Genomic DNA, 16799 nt, shown 5'->3' with positions numbered 1-16799 from the left:
GGCAAATCTTCAGATCGCATTGGCACGGTCTTTCAATAAGTCACCCTAACGTCATCACCCACGCCAACCAAATCCGGGCCGGTGATCGGCACCAATTGGACGAATCTGCCGGGTTTGACAGAGATGATGTCCTTGATCTGCTGTCGTGCAGCATCGTCGAGTGGCGCCAGGTCGTCGATGTCGGACGTGATCAAAACGCTGTCGATGACGTTCTGGGTGTGCCGCGTCGCGCACGACAGGTAACGGCAGCCGACGATCTCAATCGTGCACGCGCCGCCATTGACGAGCGCGACGGTGATCGATGCATTCGGATAGTGGAACGATATTTGTGTGACTTCGCCATCACCGAGGTTCGGTGTTGTGACGTAACCACTTTCGTTCAAGGTCGCTACGCGTTGGCTCATCGTCCCACCAATCACCAGCGTCCGGACCGGATTGCTCGGCCAGTCCCATCGCGTCAGTTCTTCTCGACGGTGACGACGCGGCTCTTCTCGACCGCCAGCGCCAGCTTGCCGTGCTTGAGCGCCAGCGCCTTGTCGCCGAACAGTTCGCGGCGCCAGCCCTTGAGCGCCGGCACGTCGGCGTCGTCGTCGGCGGCGATGCGATCGAGATCGTCGACGGTGGCGATGACCTTGGCAGCAACGGCATGGGTCTCGGAGGTCATGCGCAGCAGCACCTTGAGCAGTTCGACGATGGCGGCGCCGTTCGGCGCCGGCCGTGAGCGTTCGAACCGCGGCAGGGTCTTCGGGTCACGCGCCACGCCCCGCTGAACCGCCTCGACAATCTGTTCGCCCCAGCGCGAGCGTTCGAAGCCCTTGGGCAGCGATCGCAACTGGCCGAGGCGTTCGATGGTGGTGGGCGCCTGCGTCGCGATATCGCCGACAACATCGTCCTTGAGGACGCGCGAGCGGGGCACGTCGCGCGTCTGTGCCTCGCGTTCGCGCCAGGCCGCGACCTCCATCAGCACCGCAAGTTCCTTGGGCTTGCGCGCGCGCGTACGCAACCGTTCCCAGGCGCGCTCCGGCTCCATGCGATAGGTCTCGGGCGAGGTGAGAATGCCCATCTCGGCCTCGACCCAATTGGCGCGGCCGCGCTTGGCGAGATCGGCGGCAAGCTTGACGTAGACGGCGCGCAGATGCGTGACATCGGACAGCGCGTAAGAGACCTGCGCGTCGGTCAGCGGGCGCCGCGTCCAGTCGGTGAAGCGGTTCGATTTATCGAGCACGTCGCCGGTGATGCGCTGCACGAGCTGGTCGTAAGAGATCGAGTCGCCGTAGCCGAGCACCATGGCCGCGACCTGGGTATCGACGATGGGATGCGGAATGGTCTTGGCCATGTTCCACATGATTTCGATGTCCTGCCGCGCGGCGTGGAACACCTTGATCACTTTCTCGTCCGCCATCAGTTTGAAGAACGGCGTGAGATCGATGCCCGGGGCCAGGGCGTCGATGACGACCGCCTCGTCGTCGGTCGCCATCTGGGCGACGCAGAGCAGCGGATAGTAGGTGGTCTCGCGCAGAAATTCGGTATCGACGGTGACGAATTCGTGGCCCGCCATGCGCTCGCAAACGGCGGCGAGGTCGGCGGTCGTCGTGATCAAGGGAGACATTCGGGCAGGCACCTAACTTTTTGGTGTGCGTTCAGCACGCACGCGGGGGCTAACGTTTGGTCTTGCCGCGGACCCGCGGCATATGGATAAACTCCCAGGGGCTCGGCATCGCGCCGACCGGGACTTCGATGACGGTAGGTTCGCGTATCGCAAAACTCTCCCGCAAGGCAAAGCGTAATTCCTGCGGGTTGCGGGCGCGAAGCCCGCGGGCGCCGAAACTCTCGGCGAATTTCACGAAATCGGGGTTGGCGAGGTCCGAGGCGATGACCCGATTGCCGAACTGTTCCTGCTGAATACGGCGGACATTGCCGAAGGCGCCGTCGGCGAAGACGATGGCGGTCAGCGGGATGCGGTGGCGCATCGCGGTCGCCAGTTCGTTGGCGGTGAACATGAAGCCGCCGTCACCGTTGATCGACAGCACCGGCACGTCGCTCCGGGCATGCTGGGCCCCGAGCGCGGTGGCGTAGCCCCAGCCGAGGTTGTCCTGGTAGCCCGGCGACAGGAACGTGCGCGGCTTGTAGACCGGGAAGGCGAGGCGGGCGGCGAAGCCGACCTGCGTCACCTCGTCGACCAGGATGCCGTCTTCGGGCAGTTCGGCGCGGATGGCCTCGAGGAAGGCGAGTTGCGGACCGAGTTTGGCGATCCGGGCCCGCATCCGGGCCTGGCGCTCGCGCATCTCGTCGGCGCGCGAGGCGCGCTTCTCGTTGGTGCGCTCCAGCGCCGCGATCAGGGCGCGCAGCGACGGCGCCGCGTCGCCGATCAGCGCCACGTCCGGCTTGTGCAGCTTGCCGGCGCCGTCCGCGGTGGCGCTGACGTTGACGATTTTGAGGTCGCGGTCGACGCCCCATTGCTGGAGAGGGGCGAACAGCCTCGTGCCGACCGCCAGCACGGCGTCGGCCTCGCCCCACAGTTCATGACCGAGGGGGAGATTGACCGAGAACGGACTTCGTCCATCCAAGACACCCTGTCCCCGTCGGTACGACAGGACGGGGGCCTGCAGCATTTCCGACAACTGGGTTACTTCCGGCGAGGCGCCCCAGGCGCCGCTGCCGGCGACGATTAGGATACGCTTGGCCTTGCCCAAGAGCTTTGCCGCCTTGCGAACCTTGTCCTCGTCCGGGCGAGGCAACCGCGGCGGCATCGGATCCGGGATAGGGCCGACCGGGCCGCGCTGGCCCCAGACGTCGATGGCGCATTCGAGTGCCGCCGGGCCGGGCCGGCCCTCGGCCATCGAGCGGATCGCCTTGGCGACCTTGGACGGCGCCTCGGCCGCGCCTTTGATCAGCACCGCATGATCGACCAGCCGGGCGATGATGCCGGCCTGATCCTTGATCTCGTGCAGATGATCCTGATCGCGGCCGATGGCCTGGGCAGGAATCTGGCCGATCATGGCCAGGACCGGCGCGTACATGCCGTAGGCCGTCAGCAGTGCCGCGCCGGAATTGAGAAGACCTGGGCCGGGCACCACCGAATAGGTCTGTGGCTTGCCGGTGGCGAGCGCGGCGCCGAGCGCCATATAGGCGGCGCCCTGTTCATGACGGGTGTGGATCACCGAAAGGCGGTCACTGGCGCGGGCGAAGGCGTCGAAAAGGTAGTCGTTGTGGACGCCGGGCAGGGCGTAGACGGTGCGGATGCCGTGGCTCAGCAGGGTCTCCACCGTGGCCTCGGCCGTGGTGAGCTCATTGACCTCCGCTTTGGCCTTTTTGGGAGCCTTCCGTGGGTGCTTCTGGGCGGCGGTTTTTGGCATCGAACGCGGTACCTCTGTCGGCCCGAGTGTGCAGATTGGTTCGAGTCTGTCGAGGCGCGGAATCGCCGGAATTGCGCCAGCTATGCGCCAAAACAGGCCCTCGCCTTGACAAAGGACACCCCCCATGCGTTTTTCGCGCGCCTCCACCCACCCCTGAATCGCTCGCCTAAGTGCTTGCCGGAACCGCCCGAATGACCATGCATCGCTATCGTTCCCACACCTGCGGCGCGTTGCGCGAGACGGATATCGGCAAGGACGTGCGCCTGTCGGGGTGGTGCCACCGTATCCGCGACCATGGCGGCGTGCTTTTCATCGATCTGCGCGACCATTACGGCCTGACCCAGGTGGTGTGCGATCCAGACTCCAAGGCATTCAAGCAGGCCGAACAACTGCGCTCGGAGTGGGTGATCCGCATCGACGGCAAGGTGCGCAAGCGCCCCGAAGGCACCGAGAACGCCGATTTGCCGACCGGCCAGATCGAGGTTTACGTCTCCGAGATCGAAGTCCTGAGTGCGGCCGGCGAGTTGCCGATGCCGGTATTCGGCGATCAGGAATATCCAGAAGAAATCCGGCTCAAGTATCGCTTCCTCGATCTGCGCCGCGAGAAGCTGCACAACAACATCATGCTGCGCGGCCGCGTCATCGACTCGATCCGCAAGCGCATGAAGGACGGCGGCTTTTTCGAATTCCAGACGCCGATCCTGACAGCGTCGTCGCCGGAAGGCGCGCGCGATTATCTGGTGCCGTCGCGCATCCATCCGGGCAAATTTTATGCGCTGCCGCAGGCGCCGCAGCAGTTCAAGCAGTTGATCATGGTCGCCGGCTTCGACCGCTACTTCCAGATCGCGCCGTGCTTCCGTGACGAGGACGCGCGCGCCGACCGCTCGCCGGGCGAGTTCTACCAGCTCGATCTCGAGATGAGCTTCGTCACGCAGCAGGACGTGTTCGATGCCGTCGAGCCCGTGATCCGGGGCGTGTTCGAGGAGTTCGGCGAGGGCAAGAAGGTCACGCCGAAATTCCCGATGATCCCCTATGCCGAAGCGATGTCGAAATACGGCTCCGACAAGCCGGACCTGCGCAACCCCGTGGTGATGCAGGACGTCAGTCCCGCGTTCAAGGAATCCGGCTTCAAGATCTTCGCCCGCATTCTCGAGACGCCGGGCAACGCCGTGTGGGCGATCCCGGCCAAGGGCGGCGGCAACCGCGCCTTCTGCGATCGTATGAATTCGTGGGCGCAGGGCGAAGGCCAGCCCGGCCTCGGCTATATCTTCTGGCGCGAGGGCGAGGAGGGCGGCGCTGGTCCGCTCGCCAAGAACATTGGGCCCGAACGAACGAAGCAGATCGCCGACCAGATGGGTCTTGGCGTCGGCGATGCAGTGTTCTTCGTCGCCGGAAAGCCGAAGGATTTCGTCAAGTTCGCCGGCCTTGCGCGCACTCGCGTTGGCGAAGAACTGAACATGATCGCGCAGGACCGCTTCGATCTGTGCTGGATCGTCGACTTTCCGATGTTCGAGTGGAATGAGGAGGAGAAGAAGATCGACTTCTCCCATAATCCGTTCTCAATGCCGAACATGCCGGTCGAGGATTTCCTCAAGCTGGATCCGAGCGACAACGACAAATTGCTGGCCATCAAGGCTTTCCAGTACGACATCGTCTGCAACGGCGTCGAATTGTCGTCGGGCGCCATTCGTAATCATCGCCCCGACGTGATGAAAAAGGCCTTCGCCATCGCCGGCTATCCGGAAACGGTGCTTGAGGAAAAATTCGGCGGCATGCTGCACGCCTTCGAACTCGGCGCGCCGCCGCATGGCGGCATCGCGCCCGGCATCGACCGTATCGTGATGCTGCTGGCTGGCGAGCAGAACTTGCGCGAGGTCGTGCTGTTCCCGATGAATCAGAAGGCGGAAGACCTGATGATGGGCGCGCCGGCGGAAGTGACGCCCAAGCAGCTCAAGGAACTGAGCATCCGCCTCGATCTGCCGAAGAAATAGCGGCCGCTTCCAGGCCCCTCGACCTGAACTCCGCTTATCCCGCGCAAGCGGAGATTCCCGTTCAGCCGTTTCCGCGTTCGTTCCCGCTTTCGCGGGGGCGGTCCGATGGTAAATTGGCCGTGCTCGGGAGGGATGCGTGCGGTTTGAACGACTCATTTTCCTGGCGGCGCTGGCGCTTGCGGGGCTCGTGCTGATGAGCCGGCCCGGACGCGCGCAGGATCAGGCGCAGATCGGCGCAAGCGAAGCGGCGGTGATGCCGATCTTCGATGCCCACATGCACTATAATCAGGAGCCCAATCCGTTCTATTCGCTCGACAAGGTGATCGAGGTCTTTGGCCGCAATCACGTCAAGGGCGTGCTCGCGACGAGCCGACCTAACAAGGGCACGCACCAATTGATGGAAGCGAAGGCGCAGGGGCTGTGGGTGGTGCCGTTCATCCGGCCGTACCGCGTGCGCGCCGACATCCAGACCTGGTTCGGCGATCCGCTCAGCATCGATCTCATCGAGCAGGAGTACAAGCGCGGGTATTATCGCGGCATCGGCGAATTCCATCTCTACGGCAAGTCGGCCTGGAATCCGATCGTGAAGAAGATCGTCGATTTCGCCGTGGCCAACGATCTTTATCTGCACGCGCATTCGGACGAGGAGGCGCTGCTGATCCTGTTCGAGCACAATCCGAAGGCTCGGATCATCTGGGCGCATACCGGGTTCTCGACGCCGCCGCAGCGGGTGGCAGAACTGTTCGACAAATATCCGGCGCTGTGGGGCGAGTTATCGTACCGGGGCGGCATTACCGGACCGGGGCGCGCACTAACGGCCGAATGGCGGGACCTGTTCGCGCATTATTCCGATCGCTTCCTGCTCGGTTCCGACACCTGGATCAACGAGCGCTGGGCGTCCTATGACGACACCATGAGCGAATACCGCGGCTGGCTGAAGCAACTGCCCCGCGATCAGGCGCAGCGCATTGCCTGGGGCAACGCGGCGCGGCTGTTCGGCGCGGTGAAGGTCGATTAGCCCGGTAATGCTTCGGGCCGGATTGCGCTGTCTGCTGCGGTGCGGCGCGCGGCATCGACGATGGCCTTCAGGTCGTTGCGGTCGTCTTCGTCCGCGATGCCGCGGCTGCCGGCATTGACGACAAGCCGCAGGTGCTTCTCGAGCGCGGGCGCCTGTGTGTCTTCGGCCTGACGCAGCAGTTGACCGATATTGTCGGCCATGCGGATCAGAATTGCGGGGTTGGTGCTGGCTGCCTGGCGGATCTGATTGAATGCTGCGTCTGTCAGCCCCTGAAACGTCGAGATCGACGCGACGACCCGGACAATGTTGCGATCATCGGCAAACCGTGAGCGCGCCGCGCCTCGCGTCATCGCCAGACGCAGGGATTGGGTGAGCCGGTCGAGCACGGCGATAGCCGTGAAGGGGTCGTTGATGCCGGGCGAAAGCGCGCGCAGCGCCACCTCGACCAACTGATGCACGGAGAATTCCAGATCCTGCACCGCGGTTCGGGTGCGGCCGACGATGAAGGCGGACTGTACCGGCTCGACGAGACTGTCGAGCGCGTTTCGCGGCGTTACGCGCGCCAGGACTGAGCCGGTCAGCGCATGTTGCCCGGCACGGATTTGCAGTTCGATGAGAGCGTTGATTTCGGCAGCGCGGAGCACCAGGCTATCGATGTCGATGGCTTGCACATAGCCGCCAGAGACGAGCGGCACCGTGGCGCTCGGGATATCGTCACCCGGTATCGGCCGCGGCCCGTCGGCATCCTTTTCCGGCAGCAGACGGACGATGTCACGATCCAGCGACTCCCCGACACGATCGATGATGTTGTCGGCTATGATAGCCCGCGCGAGGTGATGAACGAACACCAGGAGGCCGGCGATGCTTGCCAGCACCAGCGCTGTGCCGACCGTGATCGCCAGGTTGGCGACCCGGTCGCCGTCGCCGTAAATACCGCGCAGCACGAGGAGCAAGTACACGACGGTTGAAACGAAAAGGCCGAGCGATGCCTGCGTTTGCCGGTCGCTCATGAAGTTGCGGATGAGCCGCGGTCCGAGTTGCTGCGCGGCCAGTGTGAGCACCACCATCGTGATGGAGATGGCTACGGTCGCCATCGTAATCATGGCGCTGACCAGATTGCCGAGAAACTGCGGCGCCTGGCTGGCGCTGCCGCTGTAGAGAAACCAGACCGGATCGTTGCCGACATCGAGATTGGCGTTGAGCGCCAGGATGGCAAGGCCGGAGGCGATCACAACCATGGCCAAAGGCAGAGCCCACAGGCTGGTGCGGATATTGTCCCAGATTGTCAGCAGGCGCGGGATCAAATGGCGCTCCAGTTCGAGGAGTAATTGCGGGGGCGGGTTGCTTGGGGAACCCGCGCGGCCCGTTATCGTTCCGGCGACGGTATTCGCCCGGTTTGGGCGCCTCCGGCCCGGCCCTGCGGGGGTCCGGTTCGGCCGCTTGCGAACCGGGCCGCGAGCGTATATTTATTGGCCAACATCAAGAGTTGGGCATCGCCCGACGCCAACCTGCTTCCCGAGCAAGGTGGCGCTCCCCGAAAGGGAGGATGTGGCCGAACCGGCAACTAAACGGGCTCAGTCACAGTCGGTTGTGCTCACGAGGTTGAGGACCGATCGTAACCATGCCGATCAAGATCCCGAATAATCTGCCCGCCCGCTCCATTCTCGAGGCGGAGGGCGTCAGCGTCATGCTCGAGAAGGACGCGGTCCGGCAGGACATCCGGCCGATGCGGATCGGTTTGCTCAACCTGATGCCCAACAAGGCCAAGACCGAGACGCAGTTCGCGCGTCTGCTCGGAGCCTCGCCGCTGCAGATCGAGATGACGCTGGTCAAGATGACCGAGCACGTGCCGCGCAACACCTCGGCCGATCACATCGTCTCGTTCTATCGCAATTGGGAAGATGTCCGGGACGAAAAGTTCGACGGCTTCATTGTCACCGGCGCGCCGGTTGAGACGCTGCCGTTCGAAGACGTGACGTACTGGAGCGAGCTGGAACGCATCTTCGACTGGACGCAGACCAACGTTCACGGCCTGATGACGATCTGCTGGGGCGCGCAGGCTGCGGTCCATCACTTCTACGGCATGCCGAAATACGCGCTCGACAAGAAAATGTTCGGCGTCTATCGCCACCGCATTCTCGACCGGACCTCGCCTTACCTGCGCGGTTTCTCCGACGACTTCGCTATTCCGGTGTCGCGCTGGACCGAAGTCCGCCGCGCCGATATTCCATCGGAGAGCGGCATGAAGGTGCTGATGGAGTCCGACGAGGCAGGCGTGTGCCTGATCGACGATCCGGCGCATCGCGCGCTGCACATGTTCAACCACATCGAATACGACAGTAACTCGCTGGCGGACGAGTATTTCCGCGATCGCGGGTCCAATGTCGCCGTCGATGTGCCGAAGAACTATTTCCCGGGTGACAATCCCGACGTGCCGCCGCTCAACCACTGGCGGAGCCACGCCCATCTGTTGTTCGGCAACTGGATCAACCAGATCTACCAGACGACGCCGTTCGACGTGCGCGATATCGGCGCCAAGGCGACGGACTGGAATGCGCCCGGACGCGCGGTGGCGGCGGAGTAGCCACCAACGCGTCACGACGATCGTCTGTCACTTCTCCGGCAGCGGGATGAATTCGATCTCGTCGCCGAGCACCTTGTCGAAGTGACCGGCCTTCCAGTCGGCCTTGGCCTGCTCGATGCGATCCTTGCGCGACGATACGAAGTTCCACCAGATGTGGCGCGGCCCGTCCATCGGCGCGCCGCCGCAGAGCACGAAATGCGCGTCGGTCGCCGCTGTCACCGTGAGGCGGTCGCCCGGCTTGAACACGAGCAGACGCCCCGGTTCGAATTTGTCGCCGGCAATATCGATGATGCCGTCGAGAATATAGATCGCGCGCTCCTCGTGGCTCGCATCGATCGGCACCGACGTGCCGGCCTTGAGCACGAAATCGCCGAACATGGTCTCGTGCAGCACCGGCACGGGCGATGCCGCGCCATAAAGCGAACCGACCACGACGCGCACAGTCTTTCCGCCATCCTCGATGACGGGGAATTCCCCCGTATCGTGATGGGCGAAGCCAGGCGCGATCTCCTCGCTCGCCGCAGGCAGCGCCACCCACATCTGAAGGCCATGGATTGGGCTGCCGCTGGTACGCAGGGCGCCGTCGGTGCGCTCGGAGTGGACGATTCCGCGTCCCGCGGTCATCCAGTTGATCTCGCCGGGGCGGATCGCCAGGGCCGTGCCGAGGCTGTCACGATGCACGATTTCGCCGTCGAACAGATAAGTCACGGTTGATAGCCCGATGTGCGGATGCGGCCGCACGTCGAGGCCGGTGCCGGCGCGGAATTCCGCCGGCCCGAAATGATCGAAGAAGACGAAGGGTCCGACCATGCGCGAGCGCGCCGAGGGCAGGGCCCGGCGCACGGCGAAGCCGTCGCCGAGATCGACCGTGCGCGGCACCACGACATGGGCGATGGCATCGCAGCTATAGGCGTCGCCCGCTTGCGGGTCTTGGCCGGGAAAAAAACTCATTAGCGTCTCCTTGGGCGGCTGCGAATGACGGCTCACGCTGGGTAACTCTAGCCCGGCCCTGCGACGGCCCAAAACGGTGCGGGAGGACCGCACCGGCGATTTTAATATGCCCGGCGAGGTTCCATTTTTGCCGGCTGTTAACCATGCGGGCGATGAGGCGACGGCGACCGATTTTTCCATGAATCCGGGGGCTTAGGCTTAAGGCGCCTTTTACGGCGTGATGGCTCACTGCGGGTCACACCAGAACGGTGAGACGGATGAAATTCTTTGCGCGCGGCTTCACGCGTCAAAACATTGTTGCGATTGCGGTTGGCGTCTTCGTTGCCTGTGTGCCGCTCGTCGTTTTCAATTTTTGGCTGAGTGGCGTCACCAATCGGATTGGCCAAGAAGAGATCGAGCTGTCGGCCCGCAACGCCATCGTGCGGGCCGAATACCGTCTCACGCTCGCGGCCAACGCGCTCAACGCCCTGGCGGCAGCAGGCATCGGGACCTGTGATGCCGCAGAGCGCAGCGCCATGCAGCGCGCCACGTTCGAAACACCGCCAGTCAAGGAAATTACGATTCTCGACAGTGCCGGGCATTCGATTTGCCCGCAGGCCGCCGATGTCGCTGAGGACATGGCCATCCGTCGGGTCTACTCGAGCGAGCCGCTCTCCAAGAGTCAGGGCTTTGCGATCGACGTGCTGACCGTAGGCACCGGCCAGCGAATGATACGGCTGCGCCGGCCGGTCGCCAACGGCACCAACGAAATCGCGGCGTTAGTGCCGACCATGCTGCTGCTGCCGCAGTACTCGGTCGAGCTATTCGACGCGCACGCAGCAGGGGCCTTCGCTGGTGCAAACGAAGACGGTCGGAGCTCCGGCATCTATGCCCGGATGGAGACGCGGAATGGCGCGATGCTCGGCGAGATCGGGCACCGCCCGGAGGCGGACGCCGGCGATCTGTTCATCGGCAACAGCAATTCCCAGCAATTCGGGCTCCACGCTGAGATGATGGTGCCGCGGGCGCTTTTGGTCCACCGCCAGTGGCAGATCCGATGGCTCGGATTCCTCGTCACGCTCGCCGTCGTCGTGATCGTGGGGCTGTTGGTGGCGTTTCTCAGTCACCGCGAGCCGGACAATCCGGTGACCGATATCGAACGCGCGCTCGCCGCTGGCGAATTCGTGCCGTACTACCAGCCCATTGTCGACATCGCGACCGGCCAGTTGCGCGGCGCCGAAGTGCTGGTGCGCTGGAAGAAGCCCGATGGCTCGCTGGTGCTGCCGGGCTCATTCATACCGCTGGCCGAGTCGAGCGGGCTGATCCGCGCGATGACCTATGATCTGATGCGGCGCGTCAGCGACGAGATCGGCCCGGCCATCGGGCAGCGGTTGGGCCTGAAGGTGTCCTTCAACTTTGCTAGCAAACTGTTCGCGGACGATGCAGTCGTTCAGGACGTCTATGCGATCTTCGCCAAGTCGCCGATCAAGATGTCCCAGCTGGTGCTGGAGGTCACGGAACGCGATCCGATCGAGAATTTCGCTGTGACCCGTCAGATCGTCTCGGCGCTGCAAGGGCTGGGTGTACGGATCGCCATCGACGACGTCGGTACCGGCCACAGCGGTCTTTCCTATATGCTCAAGCTGGGCGTGGACATCATCAAGATCGACAAGATGTTCATCGACTCGATCGGCACCGATCGCAACTCGGCTACGATCGTTGAGACGCTCGTCGATCTGGCGCACAATATGCGCATGGACGTCATCGCCGAAGGCGTCGAGAATTTCGAACAGGTGATGCATCTGCGTGAGATCGGCATCCGCGCGGCGCAGGGCTATGTCTTTGCGCCGCCACTGCCGGGTAGCGCGTTTCTCAAACTCGTCGAAGCGATGGATGCGCTGGGCGAAGGCGCGGTGCAGGAGCGCGACGCTGCGGCCGCCTGATTTTTTACGGGCAGCAACCGGGCGCAGCGAAAGGAGCCGACTTAACGCATCAGCGCCGCTGGGTTGCACTAGGGGCGAGGACGCGTGCGCCTAAGCCGACTCCTTCCTTGCGTGTTCGCGATGGCCGAAAGCCCATCCGCCGCGTCGGGCCGGGCCCGGGGCCGGCGATCGGGATCGCGCACTACGCCGCTGCGAACTGAACGGTCGTTTCGAACGTGTAACCACAGGCATCGCATTGCCACAGATGTCGCGCGCTGCCTGTATCGAGCCACTCGGAGAACTCCGGCAAATAGAGTGCCTCGCCGCACTGGGCACAGACATGAGCCGGCCGATAGCGCATTGACCTCCTGAGCAGATCGATTTCGCTGCGAGCGTGCGGGCTCATCACGTACCTCCTGTCCTGGTACGCGGTGCACGAATTTTCCGGGCGTTTCCCCGGCGTGCTTACCGCGCGGCTTTGTCCCACGCTCCCCGTGGACAGAATGCTATCGGCGCAGCCACGCAAATGAAGCAGCAAGGCTGACGTATACGATCACGAATTGTGAAAGGAGCGCGCGGGCATTGCGGTGCGAGCGGCGCGATTTGTTTCAGTTCAAAATTCAGGCATGCGCGCGCGAGGCCCGCGGTGATGCCGCGAGCCTCGCAAAACGACTCGTCAATACGTTGTTAGTGCTACTTCTTCTCGACTGAAATGCCACCGGAGCCGATGTTGAGCTGGACGCCTTTCGGCTCACGATTCTGCTCGTAGAGTTTGTAGCCGAGTGCGCCGACGGCGACGCACAGGATGGCCACAGCAATAACCAGGACGTTGCGATTGATAGGCATATCACCCCCATGCATGATGCATGCCTCTCAACACGCGACAGGGAACATTGTTCCATTATCGCATAAGCCCCTGGAGTCGTTGGCGTTAGTTGCGAAATACGCTCAGCCGCTGCGCCGCATCGGCGTTGGCGGCACCCGGGGGCAGGCGACCGGCCAGCAACTCCTTGACCTGATTGACTGTGTCGAAAGCCTGATGCTCCGCGGCGTCGGGGGTGAGGCCGGCCGTGTGGGGCGTCGCGATGACGTCAGCGCGTTTGGCAAGGAATAGCGACGGTTTCTGATCCGGCGCGCGGCCGACGTCCATCGCCGCACCCGCGATCAATTTGGCGTCAAGAGTGTGCTCGAGCGCCTTCTCGTCAACAAGATTGCCGCGCGAGACATTGATGAAGAAGGCCGTCTTCTTCATGCGGGCGAAGGTGGCTGCGTTCATCAGGTTCTCGGTCTGCTCATTGGCGACGACCAGACAGACCAGGAAATCCGACTGCGCGACGGCATCCTCGAACGATACCTGCGTGACTCCGGGTTCGGTGATCGTCTTGAAAGGATCGACGACGAGTACCTTCATGCCGAGTACGACGCCGATGCGCGCCAGATGCTGGCCGATTGCGCCGTAGCCGAGGATGCCGAGCGTGGCGCCGGACAACTGCCTGCCCATGCGCGGCTCCGGGTCGCGGCCGGCATGGTACTGGTTTGTATAGTCGAGCGTGTGACGGCCGAGATCGATCATGTAGCCGATCGCCTGCTCGGCGACCGATGCGATGAAGCCGGGCGTCGCATGGGTCACCAGCACACCGATCTTCGAGGCGGCCGGCACGTCGATATTGCGGATGTCGACGGCAACTCGCAGGAATGCCGCCAGAGACGACGGGGCCTGAGCGAAGAATTCCGCGGGCCCCGGCGTCTGGCGATCGGAGACGATGATCTCGCAGCCTTGCGCCGCCTTGGCGAGCGCCGCGGCGTCGAGCACCTTGCCGGTCTCGTTCAGTCGCACGTCGCACAGAGCGCGCAACGCCGACAGCGCGCGTTCGCCGTAGTAATTGGCGAGCATATCGGGTGTGTGGGTGAGCAGGACGGTCGGCATCGAGGTTCCCCCGCAACGGCGTCTCTGGTTGGTCCGGCCCCGACTTTTTCAGGGCTTTTGCTTCTAGGCCGGACTTGCGATGATAGGCAATCGGGGGAGCCCCGCCGGTAACAGGATTCCGGCGCGGCGCGAGACCAACGGAACGCCCTCATGAGCCCGATCGACAATCCCGGCACGACGACGAAACCGCGAACCAAGGCGAAGACGAAGATCGCCCGGCCGCCGTTGTGGAAGGTGATCCTGCTCAATGACGACTACACGCCGCGCGAGTTCGTCGTGCAGGTCCTGAAGGCCGTATTTCGGCTCAATGAATCGCAGTCCTACCGGGTGATGATGACCGCGCATCAGAAAGGCGCCTGCGTGATCGCCGTCTATACCCGCGACGTTGCCGAGACCAAGGCCAAGGAGGCGACCGACCTTGGAAAGATGAACGGCTATCCGCTCTATTTCACCACGGAGAAGGAGGAGTAGCGGCCGGCGCTGTTCTCCGCCTATGCTCGGCTCATTGGGGAGAAAACGCATGCCGCAAAAAGTTCTGATCACCGCCGGCGTCGCCGGCATTGGCCGCGAATTCGCGCGCGCTTTCGCTAAGACCGGCGCCAAGGTCTTCATCTGCGATATCGACGACAAGGGCCTCGCCGATATGGCGCGGGAAATTCCCGGGCTCGTCGCCAGGCGTTGCGACATGAGCCAGCGCGCCGAGATCGATAAGATGGTGCCTGAGGCGATCGCCGCGCTCGGCGGGCTCGACGTGCTGATCAACAATGCCGGGGTCTCCGGCATGACGCTGCCTGTCGATCAGTATCCGCCGGACGACTGGGATAAGGTGGTCGCCATCAACCTCACCGGCATGTTCGACACCACGCGGCTCGCCATTCCCGCGCTCAAGGAGTCGGAGGCCGGCGTCATCATCAATATGACCTCGATCGCCGGGCGTTTCGGCTTTGCCAACCGCTCACCCTACGCGGCAACCAAATGGGGTGTGATCGGACTGACCAAGACGCTGGCGGTCGAACTCGGCGCCTGGGGCATCCGCGCCAACGCCATCGCACCGGGGCAGGTCGAGGGCGACCGTATCCAGCGCGTGTTCCAGGGCAGAGCGCAGATCTCCGGCAAGTCGGTGAAGGAAGTGCAGGACGAGTCCTTCGCCTACACTTCGATCAAGAAATTCGTCGATCCGAAGGATATCGCGGCTCTGGCGGTATTCTTGGCATCTCCAGCCGCCAAAACCATCTCCGGGCAGGTGATCCCGATCGACTCCGACCGCCAACACGCTTGATTTTCCTCGCGAATTGGCATTTTCAGCAAATTTTAACGGGCTGGCGGAATGATGCCGCCGTCCGGGGGTGAAGCGCGCACAGCGCCGGCCTTGCCAAACCTTTCGACACGACCGGAAGGCAAGGAACCGCGTGAAAGTTGAGGCCCCAATGTCCGATACCATCGTCCGCGCCAGCGCCGCCGCCACCGAACCGCACTATGTCGTCGAAGTCGGCGGCAAATGCATTTCGCAGTTCGGTTCGCTCACTGCCGCTCTGTCGGCGGGGCTCAAGCTCAAGCGCGAGAACGCCGGCGCCAAGGTGAAAGTCTACGACGCGCGCGAAAAAGAGACCGCGTAGGGCAAAAACGCCCGCTACCGCCCGCAATTCCATTGGTAGCCGATCGGCGTGACGGTCCAGCACGGGCCGAACGAGCCGCCGTTCCAGCGGCCGCGATAGAATCGCGATTGGGGATAGCCCCAGTAGTAATAATAAACGGGCGGGCTGCCGCTGCGCTCATAGGCTCGGCGATCGCGCAGCCACGCTTTGTATCGGTCACGCTCGATCTGCGCCGGCGTGCGATAGCCCGGCAGGAAGCCGACGCCGCGCGGAATGCGGCGGACGTGGTGCTGCTTTTTCACCGGCTTGACCTGTGTCGCCTCGTGCGCCGAAGCGCTCGCCGCCGTCACGCCGGCCGGAATGACAAGGAGCGCGGCGAGGATCAGCATCGAGGGCAGGCGGGGCATCAGTCGTCTTTCATACGCGGCAGCAGTGCGCCGATGCTGCGCGCCGATATGGGCCGCGGCATGGCAGCCGTTCACCGCGGCTTGCCGTGGCGCCAGTCTTCCGGATTGTCGAACGTGCCTTGCCAGATGCCGCGGCGGGCGGCGCGGGCTTCGCTCTCGGCCGCGGCATAGTCGCTGGTATAGCGGCCGTAATTGACGGCGTAGCCGTCGCGCACCAGCGCGGCGCCGAGATCGGCGACGGCGCCCGTCGAGCAGGTGGCGAGCAGGCGGCCATAGCGGTCCTCGCCGCGCGGCGTGCAGGCGACGCCGCCTTGCGCCACCAGGGCCGAGAGCCGCAGCCGCGCCGCGGCGCCGCACGACCAGTCGCGGCCATTGGCGTCGCGGCAGGTCTGGCGCAGCTCCGGCGCGTCGATGCCGGCGAGGCGGATGCGCTGGGCCTTGCCGTCGCTCTGTGCGCTCAAGGTGTCGCCATCGACGGCGCGGACCGCAGTGAAGGACGCCGGCGGCACCGCCGCCGTCGCGGCCTGGTGCCGGAGGTTGGCGAGCGCCATGACGCCGGCGCAGCAGGCCAGCAGCATGACGCCGAGATAGCGGCGCAGGACCGGACGCGGCGCCAGCGGCGGCCGCGAGGCGCCGCGTGATCGTCCGAGGGGGATGACATTGCCCATGCGCGCAGGTTAAGCGCGGGCCGGTTACCGAAAGGTTGGCGTCGCGGCGATCGCGCCTTAGCATTGCTGCTGCAACAGGGAAGGCCACCATGGCGCTGAAATGCACGCATGTCTCCGAGATCCGCGACGTGACGCCCTCGGCCAAGGGCTGCGAGGAGTGCCTCAAGACCGGGGACTGGTGGGTGCACCTGCGGCTGTGCCGGATCTGCGGCCATGTCGGCTGCTGCGACGACTCGCCGAACAAGCATGCCCGCGCTCATTTCGAAGCCAGCGGCCATCCGATCATCGAAGGCTACGATCCGCCGGAAGGCTGGGGCTGGTGCTACATCGACGACACCGTGGTCAAGCTCGATCACAAGACGCCGCAACTCGGGCCGATCAAGCGCTGGATCGCCGAATAG

At 64.0% G+C, this 16799-nt stretch carries 18 protein-coding genes and 1 riboswitch; of the genes, 8 read left to right on the top strand and 10 right to left on the bottom strand.

Annotated features, from left to right (window positions below):
- Positions 1-32: 32 nt before the first annotated feature.
- Genes ASD45_RS10635 through ASD45_RS10625 form a run of 3 tightly spaced genes read right to left on the bottom strand, consistent with a single transcriptional unit; the run spans position 33 to position 3356 of the window.
- Positions 33-404 carry a hypothetical protein gene (locus ASD45_RS10635; protein WP_056911456.1) on the bottom strand — a complete coding sequence of 124 codons (372 nt, stop codon included), beginning with the start codon at positions 402-404 and terminating at the stop codon, positions 33-35.
- Between the two features lie 53 nt (positions 405-457).
- Positions 458-1609 (bottom strand): ribonuclease D, encoded by a 1152-nt coding sequence (rnd, locus tag ASD45_RS10630; RefSeq protein WP_056911455.1) that lies wholly within the window; start codon positions 1607-1609, stop codon positions 458-460.
- 49 nt (positions 1610-1658) lie between these two features.
- Positions 1659-3356 carry a thiamine pyrophosphate-dependent enzyme gene (locus ASD45_RS10625; protein ID WP_082540772.1) on the bottom strand — a complete coding sequence of 566 codons (1698 nt, stop codon included), beginning with the start codon at positions 3354-3356 and terminating at the stop codon, positions 1659-1661.
- Positions 3357-3553: 197 nt separating this feature from the next.
- On the opposite strand from ASD45_RS10625, the gene aspS reads away from it, so the two are divergent.
- Together aspS and ASD45_RS10615 are read left to right on the top strand one after the other, a co-directional pair.
- Positions 3554-5347 carry an aspartate--tRNA ligase gene (gene aspS / locus ASD45_RS10620; RefSeq protein WP_056912709.1) on the top strand — a complete coding sequence of 598 codons (1794 nt, stop codon included), beginning with the start codon at positions 3554-3556 and terminating at the stop codon, positions 5345-5347.
- A gap of 136 nt (positions 5348-5483) precedes the next feature.
- Positions 5484-6365 carry an amidohydrolase family protein gene (locus tag ASD45_RS10615; RefSeq protein ID WP_244485292.1) on the top strand — a complete coding sequence of 294 codons (882 nt, stop codon included), beginning with the start codon at positions 5484-5486 and terminating at the stop codon, positions 6363-6365.
- Here the strand turns inward: ASD45_RS10615 and ASD45_RS10610 are convergent.
- Positions 6362-7669 carry a DUF2254 domain-containing protein gene (locus tag ASD45_RS10610; RefSeq protein WP_056911454.1) on the bottom strand — a complete coding sequence of 436 codons (1308 nt, stop codon included), beginning with the start codon at positions 7667-7669 and terminating at the stop codon, positions 6362-6364. The two genes, ASD45_RS10615 and ASD45_RS10610, sit on opposite strands and share 4 nt — an antisense overlap.
- Positions 7670-7836: 167 nt before the next feature.
- Positions 7837-7943: riboswitch (SAM-I-IV-variant riboswitch) on the top strand.
- Positions 7944-7986: 43 nt separating this feature from the next.
- Here ASD45_RS10610 and metA point away from each other — a divergent pair.
- Positions 7987-8949 (top strand): homoserine O-succinyltransferase, encoded by a 963-nt coding sequence (metA, locus tag ASD45_RS10605; RefSeq protein ID WP_056911453.1) that lies wholly within the window; start codon positions 7987-7989, stop codon positions 8947-8949.
- 27 nt (positions 8950-8976) lie between these two features.
- Here the strand turns inward: metA and ASD45_RS10600 are convergent, their stop codons facing one another.
- Entirely contained in the window at positions 8977-9900 is a 924-nt protein-coding gene (locus tag ASD45_RS10600; protein ID WP_056911452.1) for a pirin family protein, read from the bottom strand.
- 257 nt (positions 9901-10157) lie between these two features.
- Between ASD45_RS10600 and ASD45_RS10595 the strand changes: the two genes are divergently transcribed.
- A complete protein-coding gene (locus tag ASD45_RS10595; RefSeq protein WP_056911451.1) occupies positions 10158-11822 on the top strand; it encodes an EAL domain-containing protein in 1665 nt (554 codons plus the stop codon).
- 181 nt (positions 11823-12003) lie between these two features.
- Here ASD45_RS10595 and ASD45_RS10590 read toward each other — a convergent pair whose 3' ends face one another.
- The 3 genes from ASD45_RS10590 to ASD45_RS10585 form a co-directional block, all read right to left on the bottom strand.
- Positions 12004-12207 (bottom strand): hypothetical protein, encoded by a 204-nt coding sequence (locus ASD45_RS10590; RefSeq protein ID WP_056911450.1) that lies wholly within the window; start codon positions 12205-12207, stop codon positions 12004-12006.
- A gap of 287 nt (positions 12208-12494) precedes the next feature.
- The gene (locus tag ASD45_RS23800) at positions 12495-12647 is read right to left on the bottom strand and encodes a hypothetical protein (RefSeq protein WP_164488356.1); all 153 of its coding nucleotides are present in this window, start codon (positions 12645-12647) and stop codon (positions 12495-12497) included.
- 85 nt (positions 12648-12732) lie between these two features.
- On the bottom strand, positions 12733-13728 hold the full coding sequence (locus tag ASD45_RS10585; RefSeq protein ID WP_056911449.1) for an NAD(P)-dependent oxidoreductase: 996 nt from the start codon (positions 13726-13728) through the stop codon (positions 12733-12735).
- A 150-nt stretch (positions 13729-13878) separates the two neighbouring features.
- On the opposite strand from ASD45_RS10585, the gene clpS reads away from it, so the two are divergent.
- From clpS to ASD45_RS10570, 3 genes are all read left to right on the top strand, one after another.
- Positions 13879-14199, top strand: coding sequence for an ATP-dependent Clp protease adapter ClpS (gene clpS, locus ASD45_RS10580; RefSeq protein ID WP_056911448.1), 321 nt, complete (start codon positions 13879-13881; stop codon positions 14197-14199).
- Between the two features lie 49 nt (positions 14200-14248).
- Positions 14249-15007, top strand: a complete 759-nt coding sequence (locus ASD45_RS10575; protein WP_156380800.1) for an SDR family oxidoreductase — start codon at positions 14249-14251, stop codon at positions 15005-15007.
- A gap of 148 nt (positions 15008-15155) precedes the next feature.
- Positions 15156-15344, top strand: coding sequence for a hypothetical protein (locus tag ASD45_RS10570; RefSeq protein WP_056911446.1), 189 nt, complete (start codon positions 15156-15158; stop codon positions 15342-15344).
- A gap of 14 nt (positions 15345-15358) precedes the next feature.
- Here the strand turns inward: ASD45_RS10570 and ASD45_RS10565 are convergent, their stop codons facing one another.
- Both ASD45_RS10565 and ASD45_RS10560 read right to left on the bottom strand, forming a co-directional pair.
- Positions 15359-15730 carry a hypothetical protein gene (locus ASD45_RS10565; RefSeq protein WP_156380799.1) on the bottom strand — a complete coding sequence of 124 codons (372 nt, stop codon included), beginning with the start codon at positions 15728-15730 and terminating at the stop codon, positions 15359-15361.
- Positions 15731-15801: 71 nt separating this feature from the next.
- Positions 15802-16398, bottom strand: coding sequence for a thermonuclease family protein (locus ASD45_RS10560; protein ID WP_056911444.1), 597 nt, complete (start codon positions 16396-16398; stop codon positions 15802-15804).
- Positions 16399-16487: 89 nt separating this feature from the next.
- On the opposite strand from ASD45_RS10560, the gene ASD45_RS10555 reads away from it, so the two are divergent.
- A complete protein-coding gene (locus tag ASD45_RS10555) occupies positions 16488-16799 on the top strand; it encodes a UBP-type zinc finger domain-containing protein (protein WP_056911443.1) in 312 nt (103 codons plus the stop codon).

It is taken from the genome of Pseudolabrys sp. Root1462, assembly GCF_001426945.1.
In the GTDB taxonomy this organism is placed as follows: domain Bacteria; phylum Pseudomonadota; class Alphaproteobacteria; order Rhizobiales; family Xanthobacteraceae; genus Pseudolabrys.
This window is presented reverse-complemented; position numbering and strand designations above follow the sequence as displayed.